The organism is Blautia sp. AM28-27, assembly GCF_003480905.1.
Classification (GTDB): domain Bacteria; phylum Bacillota; class Clostridia; order Lachnospirales; family Lachnospiraceae; genus Fusicatenibacter; species Fusicatenibacter saccharivorans.
Map to the genome: position 1 here is coordinate 324,246 of NZ_QUJK01000002.1, position 13,740 is coordinate 337,985.

Annotated in this window: 13 protein-coding genes; 12 read left to right on the forward strand and 1 reads right to left on the reverse strand. The window is 47.6% G+C overall.

Annotated features, from left to right (window positions below; all coding sequences use genetic code 11):
* Positions 1 to 102 precede the first annotated feature (102 nt).
* Genes DW743_RS05690 through DW743_RS05705 form a run of 4 tightly spaced genes read left to right on the forward strand, consistent with a single transcriptional unit; the run spans position 103 to position 4,130 of the window.
* A complete protein-coding gene (locus tag DW743_RS05690) occupies positions 103 to 867 on the forward strand; it encodes a glycosyltransferase family 2 protein (RefSeq protein ID WP_117760928.1) in 765 nt (254 codons plus the stop codon).
* Positions 867 to 2,264: a sugar transferase gene (locus DW743_RS05695; protein ID WP_117760822.1), complete on the forward strand. Its 1,398-nt coding sequence runs from the start codon at positions 867 to 869 to the stop codon at positions 2,262 to 2,264. Before DW743_RS05690 ends, DW743_RS05695 begins: the two co-directional genes overlap by 1 nt.
* Positions 2,257 to 3,132: a LicD family protein gene (locus DW743_RS05700; protein ID WP_055219421.1), complete on the forward strand. Its 876-nt coding sequence runs from the start codon at positions 2,257 to 2,259 to the stop codon at positions 3,130 to 3,132. Before DW743_RS05695 ends, DW743_RS05700 begins: the two co-directional genes overlap by 8 nt.
* A 17-nt stretch (positions 3,133 to 3,149) precedes the next feature.
* Positions 3,150 to 4,130 (forward strand): glycosyltransferase family 2 protein, encoded by a 981-nt coding sequence (locus tag DW743_RS05705; RefSeq protein ID WP_055219419.1) that lies wholly within the window; start codon positions 3,150 to 3,152, stop codon positions 4,128 to 4,130.
* A 58-nt stretch (positions 4,131 to 4,188) separates the two neighbouring features.
* Here DW743_RS05705 and DW743_RS05710 read toward each other — a convergent pair whose 3' ends face one another.
* Complete coding sequence (locus DW743_RS05710; RefSeq protein WP_158568539.1) at positions 4,189 to 6,435, reverse strand: hypothetical protein; 2,247 nt, start codon at positions 6,433 to 6,435, stop codon at positions 4,189 to 4,191.
* A 199-nt stretch (positions 6,436 to 6,634) separates the two neighbouring features.
* Here DW743_RS05710 and DW743_RS05715 point away from each other — a divergent pair, with 199 nt between their 5' ends.
* From DW743_RS05715 to DW743_RS05750, 8 genes are all read left to right on the forward strand, one after another.
* A complete protein-coding gene (locus tag DW743_RS05715) occupies positions 6,635 to 7,702 on the forward strand; it encodes a DUF6077 domain-containing protein (protein WP_022462986.1) in 1,068 nt (355 codons plus the stop codon).
* 12 nt (positions 7,703 to 7,714) lie between these two features.
* Positions 7,715 to 8,551 (forward strand): hypothetical protein, encoded by an 837-nt coding sequence (locus DW743_RS05720; protein ID WP_055227571.1) that lies wholly within the window; start codon positions 7,715 to 7,717, stop codon positions 8,549 to 8,551.
* A 16-nt stretch (positions 8,552 to 8,567) separates the two neighbouring features.
* The gene (locus DW743_RS05725; protein WP_022462984.1) at positions 8,568 to 8,918 is read left to right on the forward strand and encodes an EamA family transporter; all 351 of its coding nucleotides are present in this window, start codon (positions 8,568 to 8,570) and stop codon (positions 8,916 to 8,918) included.
* Positions 8,911 to 9,249: an EamA family transporter gene (locus DW743_RS05730; protein WP_117760826.1), complete on the forward strand. Its 339-nt coding sequence runs from the start codon at positions 8,911 to 8,913 to the stop codon at positions 9,247 to 9,249. Before DW743_RS05725 ends, DW743_RS05730 begins: the two co-directional genes overlap by 8 nt.
* A 147-nt stretch (positions 9,250 to 9,396) precedes the next feature.
* Entirely contained in the window at positions 9,397 to 9,957 is a 561-nt protein-coding gene (rfbC, locus tag DW743_RS05735; protein WP_117760828.1) for a dTDP-4-dehydrorhamnose 3,5-epimerase, read from the forward strand.
* A 17-nt stretch (positions 9,958 to 9,974) separates the two neighbouring features.
* A complete protein-coding gene (locus tag DW743_RS18375; protein ID WP_243004548.1) occupies positions 9,975 to 11,387 on the forward strand; it encodes an ABC transporter permease in 1,413 nt (470 codons plus the stop codon).
* A gap of 81 nt (positions 11,388 to 11,468) precedes the next feature.
* Positions 11,469 to 12,803, forward strand: coding sequence for an ABC transporter ATP-binding protein (locus DW743_RS05745; protein ID WP_117760830.1), 1,335 nt, complete (start codon positions 11,469 to 11,471; stop codon positions 12,801 to 12,803).
* A gap of 10 nt (positions 12,804 to 12,813) precedes the next feature.
* Positions 12,814 to 13,740 (forward strand): class I SAM-dependent methyltransferase, encoded by a 927-nt coding sequence (locus DW743_RS05750; protein ID WP_117760832.1) that lies wholly within the window; start codon positions 12,814 to 12,816, stop codon positions 13,738 to 13,740.

Here is a 13,740-nt window from a genome sequence, read left to right on the forward strand (position 1 = left end):
GTAAAATTGACAAGCCCGTGCAGATATGCTATAAAAGTAGGAGGTTTGCTGCTGGAAAATTTAAAAAACAGATGCAGCAGACAAAGTAAGAGAGGAAAATACATGATTTCAGTAGTAATCCCTTCGTACAACGGTGCAGAAACACTGTTTCAGGCAATCGACTCAGTCCTTTGCCAGACAACAAAAACCCCGCTGGAAATCCTGGTGATCGACGACCATTCCACGGACGATACGCTGGAAAAGATGGGGCGTTACGGAGAAAATGACCGGGTACGGTATATCCGGAATGAGACAAACAAAGGAGCATCCGCATCCAGAAACCACGGTGTACAGCTCGCAAAGGGCGATTACATTGCCTTTCTGGACGCGGATGATTACTGGGATCCCGAAAAACTGGAAAAGCAGGAAAAAGCCCTTGCAAAGACCGGTGATGTGCTCTGCTGTACGGGTCGGGAGCTGATTTACGATCAGGAACCGGAAAAGCAGAAGATTTTTTCTGTCCCGGAGCGGATCACCTACAAAATGCTGCTGCGCGGCAACGTGATCGGCTGCTCGTCGGTACTGGCCAAAAGAAGCGTTCTGCTGGAATTCCCGATGGAAAAGGACGAGTGCCACGAGGATTATCTGGACTGGCTGCGGATCCTGAAAAAATACGGGACAGCCTGCGGTGTGGATGAGCCTTTGCTGAAATACCGGCTGTCCAGCACGGGAAAATCGGGGAATAAACTGCATTCTGCAGGAATGACGTACCGTGTTTACCGCGAGCTGGGAATGGGAACGTTCCGCTCCCTGTACTGTTTTGCGTGCTATGCCGTAAACGGTGTGCGGAAGTATTACGGTAAGGGCAAAAAGAGAGGAAGAGATTGATGAACTATAAAAACAGGGAACAGTACAAACATCTGATGCGTGTCCTGGCGGTCGCGGCGATTGTGCTTCTGGAATGCGCTGTTTTTTCTGTGTTCTGGGACAGATACTATGCGAGCCACCTGTGGCTGGAGCCGTTCTGGGATAAGGGAAATCAGATTATCGTCGTGATCTACGGCATTTTTCTTCTGGTTTTCATGTACATTTACGGCGGCATGAAGATCGGCTACATGAAGGGAAGCAGCATCATCTATTCCCAGATGATGACGGCATTCTGTGCCAATGCGCTGATGTATCTGCAGATTATCCTGCTGTGGCGCCACCTGCCGTACATTCTGCCGATGGTCGGCATGACACTCGTGGACTTTGCGCTGGCAGGCATTGTATCCTGGCTTTTTGAGAAGACGTTTGCGCGTCTCTTTCCGCCAAGAGAGGTGCTTCTGATTTACGGTGAATACCCGATGGAAAGCCTGGAGCTGAAGATGAACCAGCGGCCGGACAAGTATATTGTAGCACATAAGGTGAGCACGGAAGTGGGAGAGAAAGAGCTCTGCCGCCAGATTGACGCATACGGTCAGGAGGGTGTGATCCTGGGCGATCTTCATTCGGAGCTGCGCAACCGTCTGCTGAAATATTGCTATGCGAAAGAAATCCGTGTCTATCTGACGCCGAAGCTGTCGGATATTATGGTACGGAAAGCGGAAGCGCTCCATATTTTCGATACACCGCTTCTGCTCGCGCGAAACAGTGGTCTTTCGTTTGATCAGAGATTCTGCAAGCGCCTGCTGGATCTGCTCGTATCGACGATTCTTCTTGTGATCACGTCGCCGATTATGCTGATCGCAGCGCTCTGCATCAAGCTGTATGACCATGGCCCGGTGTTCTTTAAACAGAAACGTCTCACGATCGGCGGAAAAGAATTCTATGTCTACAAATTCCGAAGCATGATCGTGGATGCCGAAAAAGACGGCGTAGCCCGCCTGGCAACGAAGAACGACAGCCGCATTACGCCGGTCGGAAAGGTGATCCGCGCGACGAGAATTGATGAGCTGCCGCAGCTTCTGAACATTTTCAAGGGCGATATGAGCGTCGTCGGACCGCGCCCGGAGCGGCCGGAGATTGCAAAGGAATATGAGGAATCGATTCCGGAGTTTGCTTACCGTCTGAAAGTAAAGGCAGGCCTTACCGGCTACGCCCAGATTTACGGAAAGTACAACACGACCGCATACGACAAGTTGAAGCTGGATCTGATGTACATAGAGAGCTATTCGATTTTAGAGGATCTGAAGCTGATTCTTGCAACCTTTAAGATTGTCTTCACAAAGGAGAGCACAGAAGGGCTCGAGGAAGGACAGACGATCAGCCTGAACGCGAAGGAAGAGGAGAAAAAAGATGTTTAATACCGAGGACGAAATTCTGCGCCGGCTGCAGGAAAAAAATCTGGAAATGGCCGTTATGTTTTACCACTGGTGCCAGAGAAATCATCTGACCTGTTATCTCTGCGGCGGCGGCTGTATCGGTGCAATCCGCCACGGCGGCTTTATTCCGTGGGACGATGATCTCGACTTTTTCATGCCGCGGAAAGATTACGAGAAGTTCCTGAAAATCTGGGATACGCAGGAGGAGAGTAAAATCTACAAGCTCGAGTACCCGAAAGAGGGCTTCTGCAATGCTCACACGTTTGCGAACATCCGCGACAGCCGCACCACGCAGGTGAAAAAGGAGCAGGTCGATATGGATCTCTGCCACGGCGTTGCACTTGATATTCTCCCGATCGAGGGCTATGCACCGGGAAACCTTGCGCGGAAATGGCAGGTGATCGAGGGAAAGATTTTCCAGCTCTTCTGCACGCAGGTTATTCCGACCAAAGAACGCCACGGCGCGTTTATGCATTACCTGGGAACGATTCTGCTGGCGCTGGCTCCGACGCAGAAGATGCGGTACCGGATCTGGAAGCAGGCAGAGAACTATATTACAAAATTTGATATCGACAGCCCGCGGGTGGACGGCATCACCGAGATGTGCGCACCGCAGGCGATTCTCCGGAAATATCCGAAAAAGATTTTTGCATCGGCGATTGAGGTTCCGTTCGAGAACGAGCGCCTGCCGATTCCGGTCGGATATGACACATATCTGCGCATGGCGTTCGGCGATTATATGAAACTGCCGCCGAAAGAACAGCAGAAAGGCCACCACGATGCGGCGTTTCTGGATCTCGATCATCCGTATGAGCAGTATAAGGGGATACACTACTGCTGTAAGAAATAAAGAAAGAGGATAAAACAATGCCGGAAATTTCAATCATTACCCCGGTGTATCAGGCAGAAAAATTTTTAAAAAAATGTGTGGATTCCATTCTCTCCCAGTCTTTTACGGACTGGGAGCTGCTTCTTGTAGATGATGGAAGCACCGACAAGAGCAGTGAAATCTGCCGGACATACGCAGAACAGGATGCGCGGATCCGTTATCACCAAAAAGAGAACGGCGGCGTCAGTTCGGCGCGGAATGCGGGCGTTGCGCTTGCAGAGGGGCGTTATATCACGTTTGTGGACAGCGACGATTTCGCAGCGGAGGATCTTCTGGAAACACTGTATCGTCTGGCGGAAAAATATGATGCCGAAATGAGTATCTGCCGCGGATACGATCTCTATGAAGGAAGGCCGGTGCCGGATCTGAAACAGGAGGGAATCGAATCTGTGACCGACAGCGAGGAGGGACTGCGCCAGGTGATGAAGGCGCGCGTGTTCGGCGTGATGCCGTGGGGCAAGCTGTATCGGAGAGAGATTTTCGAGGGCGTTGTCTATCCGGAGAAAACAATCGCCGAGGATGCATACGTCATCGTTCCGTTAATGGAGCACTGCCGGAAGGTGGCCTTTTCCACAGCACAGAAATACTATTATGTGCACCGGCGCGAAAGCCTCACGACAAGCGGTTTTCGCTGGTCAGATCTGGGTTCGGTGGAAGTATGGGATCATAATCAGAATGTCGTGGAAGAACGCCACCCGGCGCTGAAAAAAGAAGCAGGTGTGCGCTGCTGCTGGGCGCGGTTTTTCGTGCTGGACAAGCTGATGCTGTTGGAAACCATGGACGCGGAGAAAAAGGCGCTTGCGAAGAGGCTGGCAAAAGAGCTTAAAAAGCATCCGCTTCTGGTACTGGAAGGCGATCACTTCACGAATGGGCGGAAAATCGCCTATCTGACCCTGTTTCTGGGAACCGGAATTTACCGGCAGTGCGTTCGTGCACTGTTCCGGAAAAGAAATTTATAAAAAATGCGGCAGAAACGAATGAGATTTTCGTTTCTGCCGCATTTTTATATGGATTTTTCTAGCTTTCTTTTTCGGAAAGCAGAACACCGTTTTTATCAAACACATACGTTGTTCCGTCAATTTTTTTCGTCCCGGTGACGCATCCGCCCCAGCTCTGGAAATAATATGTTTTTCCGTCAATTTCTGCCCAGCCGGTCTGCATGGAAGCATCATCGTTGAAGTAATACCAGTTGTTTTTATAATAGAACCACTGCGATTTTCTCGCACCGCCCCAGCTGTAGGTAAAGTACCAGACACCGTCCCGGATCACCCATTGGTTTGCCGGCATGACGCCGTTTTCATCAACAAAATAAAGATTGTTATCATACGTAAAGGCTTCATCCGTTTTCCGTGTACAGTCCTCATTAATATAATAGTATTTATTCTGAAGCAGCAGCCAGCCTTCGTGTGCGGCACCGCCCCAGCTTCTGAGATAATAATAGTTTCCATCCCATTTCAGCCACTGGTTCTGATACATTTTTCCGCTCTTATTTACAAAGTAGAGATTGTTGTCATACAGGAAACTTTCGTTCTGCTTCAGGGAACCGTCCGCATTCATAAAATACCAGGCGCCATCGATCTGATACCAGCCATTGGTTACGCAGGAATATTTCTGTACATAATACCAGGCACCGTCATGGTACAGCCAGGTGCTGCCGGAAATACCGCCCCAGGAAAGAAATTTGACGCGGTAACCGTTTAAGGTAAGTGTCGTATTGCGTGCGGCACCTCCCCATGTGTAAAAATAGTACATCGTTTTGGTCTCCGGATCAGCGTGCCATCCGGACGAATACATAATACCGGTATCCTTGGCGAGATAGTACCAGTTGTTGCTGATAAACTGCCATCCGGTCTGCATCTCACCGCTGCCGGAAAAATAATAGTAATCTCCATCAAGCAGAAGCCAGCCTGTTGCCATAACGCCGTCCGCGCCGAGGTAATACGTTTTGTGGTCGAGGGTGAGCCAGCCGGTATACGGTGTTTCATCATCGTTGTAGTAATACCATTTTCCATCCCGTTTTACCCAGCCGATGACGTGGCGTTCGTTTGTGATCACGCCGTTTTCATCGGAGGTATATTCGATGCCCGTTTCTGTGTCGCGCCAGGAAGTGGAGCATACGAGAAGATGGCTGCTGTCTGCATAATATTTCTGTCCGCCGCGGGTGAAAAATCCGCTGTACGGGATGCCGTCATGATAAGCAACGAGCTTGGAAGAACGGCCGCGGTAAATTTCATAGGTATCATCCACGTTGGAAGTGACCGCGGAACCGGAAAAGTCAGCAATGACTGCCGGAAGATCGCCGGAATATTCTGTCGTGGAAAATACGCGCAGCCCCAGAGAGGTCAGGGTCTCGACGGTATCGTTATCCATAATATGGAAGTCACCGGTCTGGATAAAATATTCCGGGTTGACGGCAGCAAGATAGTCTGCATCGACAGCATTCGGATATCCGTGATGATTGGAAGTCATCAGATCAATGCTGTACAGCCCGTAGTTCGAAACAATCCGGCTGGCATCGCCCTCGACGTCGTCGATATCGCTCGTCAGAAAAGCGCGGTGGTCGTTTGCGGAGGCAATTACACCAAGACAGAACTGGTTGGCGTCCTCTTTTGGACTTGTGAGATAATCTTCCTCGTAGTTGACAATCTGGATCTGGAAATTTCCAAAAGCAAAATCAGGAGATCCTTCTTCTGCGGAGGCGGCACCGGGATTCAGATGCTGGATCAGGGTCACACCTTCAGTCTCTTCTACAGCAGTAAGAAGCTGGTCGTAGACATAAAGATTGTCCCAGAGACGCGCAGTATTATAGATATAACTGTCATCATACGGGAGCAGATAAACCCGGTCGGGGGAATACAGCCGCACGATGGTATCGCCGGTTCCAATATGGTCGCTGTGCGGATGTGTTGCAACATAAAACTGCAGATTATCGGAGGTGACACCGAGGGAGTCCAGGTAGGAGAGTACCTCATCGTCGTAGCCGGTCGACGTTGTGATGCCGCTGCGCAGCGGATAACGCGGATCAGATCCGTCAGGGTAATCCCAGTCCTCGCCGGAGTCTACCATGCCGAAAATTTTCTGGCCATTATCGTCTACACTTTCCAGAACGATGGCATTGGAGCCGCTGCCGAGTGTCAGAATGTGAATTTTTGCTGTAGTATCAGCCGCATGTGTGTTTTCCGGGGTGAGAAAAAGAAAAGCAGCGGCAAGGGATGCCGCGCCGATGGAAAACACGGATCTGCGGGTATGCCGGGAAAAAGGCATATCAATGGCTCCTTTCGTAACATATATCATTAAAACAAAAAGTAAAACAGCCGGGTGGAAAATAAGCGCTCAACATCACAATTATACAAAATTTCAGGGAAAAGTCAATGTTTATTAGAATTTCGATTACTTGACGCAGACAGGGCATCATGTTAGAATGAGTGGGATTGGGAATGTAAGGAAAAGAAAGGAACCAAACATGATTACCTTATTAAAAATGCCGGCACTGTTTCTGGGAATGCTCGCAGTGTTCTGCTGCCTGGGTTCTTTTTTTATCAGAGAAAACAGGTATGAGAGCGGACATCTGGGTGAAACTGTGCTGTTTGGCTTTATTGCATATTACTTCTTATTTGAACTGATTTCTGTGCCGATGATGGTGCTCGGTGCAAAGCTGCATCTGCTCGCATGGGTATGGGCTGCTGTTGTGGCTGTCCTTGTAATTGCTTCCATCTGTCTTCATCTGGGAATGTGGAGAGAGTGGGGAAAAAGAAGCGGCGGTTTCTGGAGAGGAAAGACGGCGGCTTTTTATGTGATGCTGGTGCTGATTGGAATCCAGCTGTATTTTGTTGCTGCACTGCAGGAAAACGGCAGTGCGGATGCAGCGTATTATGTGGGAAGTGTGACAACGAACCTTGCGACAGATTCCATCAGCAGCTTTGACCCATATACAGGAAAAGCACTGGATTTTTTTAACATCCGTTATGTGTTCAGCATGTATCCGGCAGCAAATGCAGTACTGTGCCGTTTAACGGGCCTTCATCCGCTCGTAGTGACGAAGGTGATTCTCTGTATGATGACGGTAGTTTTAAGTTATCTCGTCTATGCACAGATCGGAAAGGCGCTGTTAAAAGAAAAACAGATGGTATGGGTGCTCCTGTGCTTTATTAGTGTTGTGAATCTGAATTTTCATACGATCTTTTCGAATGCGTCGTTCCTGCTGACGAGGGGATACGAGGGAAAGGCCGTATTGTGCAATATCATCCTCCCGTTTCTGTTTTATCTTGGCCTGCGCATGTATCAGGAGAAAAACGGAAAGAGAGTCTGGCTGCTGTTTTTCATGACAGGCGTCGCTGCGATTGACCTTACGATGTCATCCATGATGACTGTACCGGTGGCCATGAGTGCTGTGATTCTGCCGAATCTTGTGCGGAAAAAACGCTGGGGACAGAGCGGGCTCTATCTGCTTGCTGTGCTGCCGTGTGTGCTGGTGCTTGGGGTCTATCTCCTTGGTGTGCGCGGTATCCTGCAGATTCCGGTTGTGCGGTAGAAAGGAGAAAATGTGGGCGGAATAAATCTGAATGAGAGCGGCCTCGATTTTGTGAGACAGGTCTTTGTGACGTTTGGAGGAAACACAACCGTACTGACGCTGTTTCTGCTGTCGGTGCTGTATCTCGCTTTAAAAGGAAAAAAGGAAGAGCGGTATGTGTTCGTAACAACCGCTGTTTTTCTGGCCTTTACGGTATACAATCCATTTGCGGTGAAATATATCCTGGGAAAACTTGGAATGGTCAATGTCTATTACCGGTTTTTCTGGATTCTGCCGATGGTACTGACCATCGGATATGCCTGCACGAAAGTTGTGGGCGGGCAGAAAAAAGGCTGGAGACGGTATCTGACCGCGGCTGCGCTGGCAGCGGTCATCTGTTTTGGCGGAAATTCCGTACTGGCTGGCGGACTGCCGAAGCTGCCGGATAACCAGTACAAGATGCCAGATGATCTTCTGGCCGTCTGTACGGTGCTGCACGAAGAAGCGGGAGAGGGAACCGTAAGAGTTGTCTTTGAACCGGATTTCAACCTGATCGTGCGGCAGTATGATGCTTCGTTTGAACTGGTTCTGGACCGCGATATGGTTCTGACCTATCAGGGCTCCAATACGGTATCAACCGATGCACTGACCGAGCAGGAAATTGAAGACGAAACAAAGATCCTTCAGATTATCACACAGATGGATCTGTCGCTGGATCAGAAAGAATTTTACAGAAGTCTTAGGGAAATGAATGCAGAGTATATTGTACTTTCGAGCAGTTCAGCGGCAGTATCCTATGTGGAAACAGCGGGGTGCATCCCGGTAAGAGAAGTAGAAGGGCATATCATTTTCCGCGTGGAAGAAAAGTAAGAAGGAGGACTTGTTTTTGAATAAGGCAAAAGATTATATTCAGCTGCACCTGAATATCCTGCTGTTTTCTCTGACGAGTGTGTTCTCGAAAGCAGCGTCGGTTCAGCTGAACCGGGGAGGAATCAAAAATCCTCTATTATATGTATTTTTATTTCTGATGGTTGCAAACTGTGGCATTTACGCTATTGCATGGCAGAAGGTAATCAAAAAATTCTCTTTGTCAACCGCATATGCAAACCGCAGCGTCTATCTGATCTGGTCCCAGATCTGGGCCGTGATCATTTTCCATGAAAATCTGACGGTAAAAAATATCATCGGCCTTCTGATTGTGCTGGTGGGAGTTATGGTGGTGCAGCGATATGAATAAATATATGATTTTAATGCTGATCTGTACAATGTTTTCAGCAGTATCACAGATTCTGCTGAAACAGAGCGCCAACGAGGAGCATGCATCTGCACTTCGCGAGTATCTGAACTGGCGCGTTATTACAGCGTATGTGATTTTCGGCAGTGTACTTCTTTTAAATACATACGCTTACACACAGGTGGATCTGAAATACGGTCCGGTTCTGGACACCTTCACATACGTGTTCGTACTGCTGCTGTCGTTCGGCATTTTAAAAGAAAAAGTATCAAAAGGAAAACTGATCGGAAATCTGATTATTATTTTAGGCGTGCTGGTATACACATTGCCATAAGGAAATTTGGATTGTACCATGGAAAAGAATGTGCTATAATCATAGAATGTTCTTGACTATGACATAAGGTCATCCTTTAGAATAAAAACAGAAACCCCAAAAAGTTCATAAGAAGAGTTTGAAAAAAAAGAAAGAGAGGAACAAAAAATGGGAAAAATTAACGTAGAAACATGTGAAATTGAAGGATTAAAAGTAATTACTCCAACCGTATTCGGGGATGAGCGCGGTTATTTTATGGAAACCTACAATTACAATGACTATAAAGCAGCAGGAATTGATCAGGAGTTTGTACAGGACAACCAGTCCAGTTCCAAAAAAGGTGTTTTAAGAGGACTTCATTTCCAGATCAACTATCCGCAGGATAAACTGGTTCGCGTAGTAAGCGGCGAAGTGTTCGACGTAGCCGTAGACCTTCGTCCGGGTTCCGAGACATACGGAAAATGGTTTGGAGTTCTGCTTTCTGCTGAGAATAAAAAACAGTTCTTTATTCCGAAAAACTTTGCGCACGGCTTTATCGTACTGTCCAATTCCGCAGAGTTTGCTTACAAATGCACCGATTTCTATCATCCAAACGACGAGGGCGGTCTTGCATGGAACGACCCGGAGATTGGCGTAGAATGGCCGATGCCGGAAGGAATGACCGTAGAAGATCTGACCATCTCAGAGAAGGATCAGAAGTGGGGCGGAATCAAAGAGTTAAAGAAGTAAAACAGGAGAAATGACGAATGTCGAAGAAAAAAACAATACTGCTGGCAGTGTGTGCCATTCTGGTTGTGCTGCTGAATGTAGTAATACTGACGCACAAAGCTCCGAAGGATGGACCGGTGGAACTTCAGATGAAGGTTCAGTCGGATCTTACCGATCAGATTAAGATATATTTCAGCCCGAACGAGTATTACAACGAGGAAATGACGGACGATTACACGTACGTGAACCAGTATCCGATCGGTACGATGGATGAAGAAAGAGAGGTTTCCTTTACCATCGACAGCTCAGCGAAAAAGCTCCGTATGGATTTCGGCGTGCAGCCGGGAACCTTTGTGATCCGCGATGTGAAGCTGAAATACCGCAGTACCGAGATGGAGATCCCGCTGGAAACTCTGATACAGACAGAAAACCATGATATGGTTTCCATGAAAATCGAGAAGGATGCGAACGGGAATGAGTGTCTGGTGATGAAAACCGAAAACACGGACCCTTATCTCGATATGGATCTCGATCAGAGTGTGATTCATGACAGCTATGCTGCGCATGCGGCAAAAATGAATTGGATCAAAATCCTGACAGCAGTCATTCTTCTGGATGGGGCATGCCTTGTTCTGTTCCGGCACAGAGAGAAGGTGCTGGCGCTTCCGCTTGAGCTCTTTCAGAACAGAAACCTGATCTTTGCGCTTGCCAAAAATGATTTTAAGACAAAATATGCAGGCTCTTACCTTGGTATTGTATGGGCGTTTATTCAGCCGATCGTCACCGTTCTGGTTTACTGGTTTGTATTCCAGGTGGGATTAAAAAGCCCGGGAGCAAATGGTTTTCCGTTCGTTCTCTGGATGATTGCAGGTCTGGTTCCGTGGTTTTTCTTCTCGGATGTACTGAATGCAGGCACGAATGCACTGCTGGAATACAGCTATCTGGTAAAGAAGGTTGTATTTAAAATCAGTATTCTGCCGATGGTAAAAGAGATTTCGGCACTGTTTGTCCATTTATTTTTTGTGGCTTTCATGATTTTCCTGTACAGCTGCTATGGATACTTCCCGGATCTCTACTTCCTGCAGCTTTTGTATTATTCATTCTGCGTATTTGTATTCTCACTGGGAATCTGTTATGCGACATGCGCGATTGTCATTTTCTTCCGCGACCTGTCGCAGATCATCAGTATTGTCCTGCAGGTCGGTGTCTGGGTTACCCCGATTATGTGGAATATTGACCAGGTAAGTATGCCGTCCTATTTGTTAAAACTGCTGAAGCTGAATCCGTTCTATTATATTGTACAGGGTTACCGTGACAGTCTGATCAACAAGGTGTGGTTTTTTGAGCATTTCGATCTGACAATCTATTTCTGGATCGTCACTCTTGCACTGTTCGGAATCGGCACCATTATCTTCAAACGTCTGAAAGTACATTTTGCAGATGTCCTTTAAAGAAAACAGGAAAAGCGTGCCGGAAGTTTTTGAATTTCTCGCACATTTTGGGAAAAAAGAAATAAGAGGTACAAAAAAAGAATGAACGATAACGCAATTACCGTGGATCATGTAAGCAAGCTGTATAAGCTGTATGATAAACCGTCTGACCGCTTCAAAGAAGCGATGGGACTGACCAAAAAGAAGCTGTATCGCGAACATTATGCACTGCGGGATGTCAGCTTCCATGTAAGACGTGGAGAATCCATCGGCATTATCGGTACGAATGGTTCTGGAAAATCCACGATGCTGAAAATTATTACCGGTGTTCTGAATCCGACAGAAGGCCAGGTGAATGTAAACGGAAGAATTTCCGCACTGCTGGAATTGGGAGCCGGTTTCAATGGAGAGTACTCCGGAATTGAGAATGTTTATCTGAATGGAACCATGAATGGATTTTCCAGAGAGGAAATCGATGCCAGAATGGATGATATCCTGCGCTTTGCAGATATCGGTGAATTCGTGAATCAGCCGGTAAAGACGTATTCCAGCGGTATGTTCGTCCGTCTGGCTTTTGCCGTTGCCATCAATATCGAGCCGGAAATTCTCATTGTCGATGAGGCTCTTTCTGTCGGAGACGTTTTCTTCCAGGCAAAATGCTTTCGTAAATTTGAAGAGTTTCGTGAAATGGGAAAAACACTGCTGATGGTAAGTCATGATTTAAGCAGTATCAGCAAATATTCCGATAAAGTAATTCTGCTGAATCAGGGTACCATGGTCGATGAGGGCGAGCCAAAATACATTGTTGATTTGTATAAACGCTTCCTCGTCCATCAGGAGGAAAACCCGGAGGAGGAGAAAAAGCAGAAGGAAGAAGCAGCCGCGACAACACCGGAGGAGCAGGAGGCAGCAAAAAAAGCAGCCGAAGAGCAGAAAGAACAGGAAGTTGCGGGACTCGCCTTAGAGGCCGGAAGTGGATTCCGGATGAATCCGAATGTACTGGAGTACGGAGAAAAACGGGCAGAAATTACCGGTGTTGCGATTTATGATGAAAAAGGATTGTGCACCAATACACTGGAAAAAGGAACGCGTTTCCGGATCGCCATGCAGGTGAAATTCCATGCGGAGGTACAGGAACCGATCTGCGCGTACACCATCAAGGATGCCCGGGGAACAGAAATCACCGGTACAAATACCATGTATGAGCAAAGTGACATCAAACCGAAAAAACCAGGTGATGTGATTACAGTTACCTTTGAACAGGAACTGAACCTGCAGGGAGGCGAATATCTGCTGTCCTTTGGCTGTACCGGATACCGGGATGCGGATTTTCACGTATACCACAGGCTGTACGATGCATGCAGTCTGACCGTAGTTTCCACAAAGAATACAGTTGGATTTTTTGATATGAATTCGAAAGTAACGATAGAAGAGTGAGAGGGTACTTATGCAGGAGAGAATCGGTAACATTGAACTGGATTACACCTATTACCCGGGAGAGGACATTTACAGCGACGGACCCATTGAAGACGAACTCCTGGAAATTGCAAAAAGCTGTACAGAATCGGAACTGAACGCCGAAATTGCCAGAAGAAAAAGCTGGCCGGTGCTGTATCATTTTTCCCATATCCGCCAGAATATTCTGGAGTGGGTGCCGTTCCGGAAAACAGACAGAGTTCTGGAGATTGGTTCGGGCTGCGGCGCCATCACGGGTGCCATCGCACAGAAGGCCGGATCCGTTACCTGTATAGATCTTTCCAAAAAGAGAAGCTATATCAATGCTTACAGAAACCGTGCATATGACAATATCAATATCCTGGTGGGAAACTTCCAGGATATTGAGGAAAATATGGACGAATGCTACGACTATATCACCCTGATCGGGGTGTTTGAATATTCAAAAGGATATATTGGTACGGATGATCCTTATGTGGAGATGATCCGCAGAATCAAAAGACATCTGAAGCCGGGCGGACAGATACTGATTGCAATTGAAAACAGGCTGGGACTGAAATATTTTGCGGGCTGCACGGAGGATCATACAGGTGTCTTTTTTGACGGTATCGAGGATTATCCGAACCTGCAGGGGGTGCGGACCTTTTCCAAAAAAGAGTTGCAGGAAATCATTGACCGGGCAGGTGAGTTTGAAACAAAATTTTACTATCCATACCCGGATTATAAGTTTCCGCTGACAATCTATTCCGATGAATATCTGCCAAAGTGCGGGGAGCTGAAGGTGACTGCCTACAATTATGATCGGGCAAGAATGGAACTGTTTGATGAGACGAGAGTGGAAGACACGCTGATTTCCAACGGACTGTTTCCGGAGTTCTCCAATTCCTTTTTCGTACGGGTGAAATGGGGGGAGGCGTAA

Excerpts from the sequence above, each read along its gene's own strand:
- DW743_RS05690 (WP_117760928.1), top strand. The coding sequence starts at position 103 with ATGATTTCAGTAGTAATCCCTTCGTACAACGGTGCAGAAACACTGTTT.
- DW743_RS05695 (WP_117760822.1), top strand. The coding sequence starts at position 867 with ATGAACTATAAAAACAGGGAACAGTACAAACATCTGATGCGTGTCCTG.
- DW743_RS05700 (WP_055219421.1), top strand. The coding sequence starts at position 2,257 with ATGTTTAATACCGAGGACGAAATTCTGCGCCGGCTGCAGGAAAAAAAT.
- DW743_RS05705 (WP_055219419.1), top strand. The coding sequence starts at position 3,150 with ATGCCGGAAATTTCAATCATTACCCCGGTGTATCAGGCAGAAAAATTT.
- DW743_RS05710 (WP_158568539.1), bottom strand. The coding sequence starts at position 6,435 with ATGCCTTTTTCCCGGCATACCCGCAGATCCGTGTTTTCCATCGGCGCG.
- DW743_RS05715 (WP_022462986.1), top strand. The coding sequence starts at position 6,635 with ATGATTACCTTATTAAAAATGCCGGCACTGTTTCTGGGAATGCTCGCA.
- DW743_RS05730 (WP_117760826.1), top strand. The coding sequence starts at position 8,911 with ATGAATAAATATATGATTTTAATGCTGATCTGTACAATGTTTTCAGCA.
- rfbC (WP_117760828.1), top strand. The coding sequence starts at position 9,397 with ATGGGAAAAATTAACGTAGAAACATGTGAAATTGAAGGATTAAAAGTA.
- DW743_RS18375 (WP_243004548.1), top strand. The coding sequence starts at position 9,975 with ATGTCGAAGAAAAAAACAATACTGCTGGCAGTGTGTGCCATTCTGGTT.
- DW743_RS05745 (WP_117760830.1), top strand. The coding sequence starts at position 11,469 with ATGAACGATAACGCAATTACCGTGGATCATGTAAGCAAGCTGTATAAG.
- DW743_RS05750 (WP_117760832.1), top strand. The coding sequence starts at position 12,814 with ATGCAGGAGAGAATCGGTAACATTGAACTGGATTACACCTATTACCCG.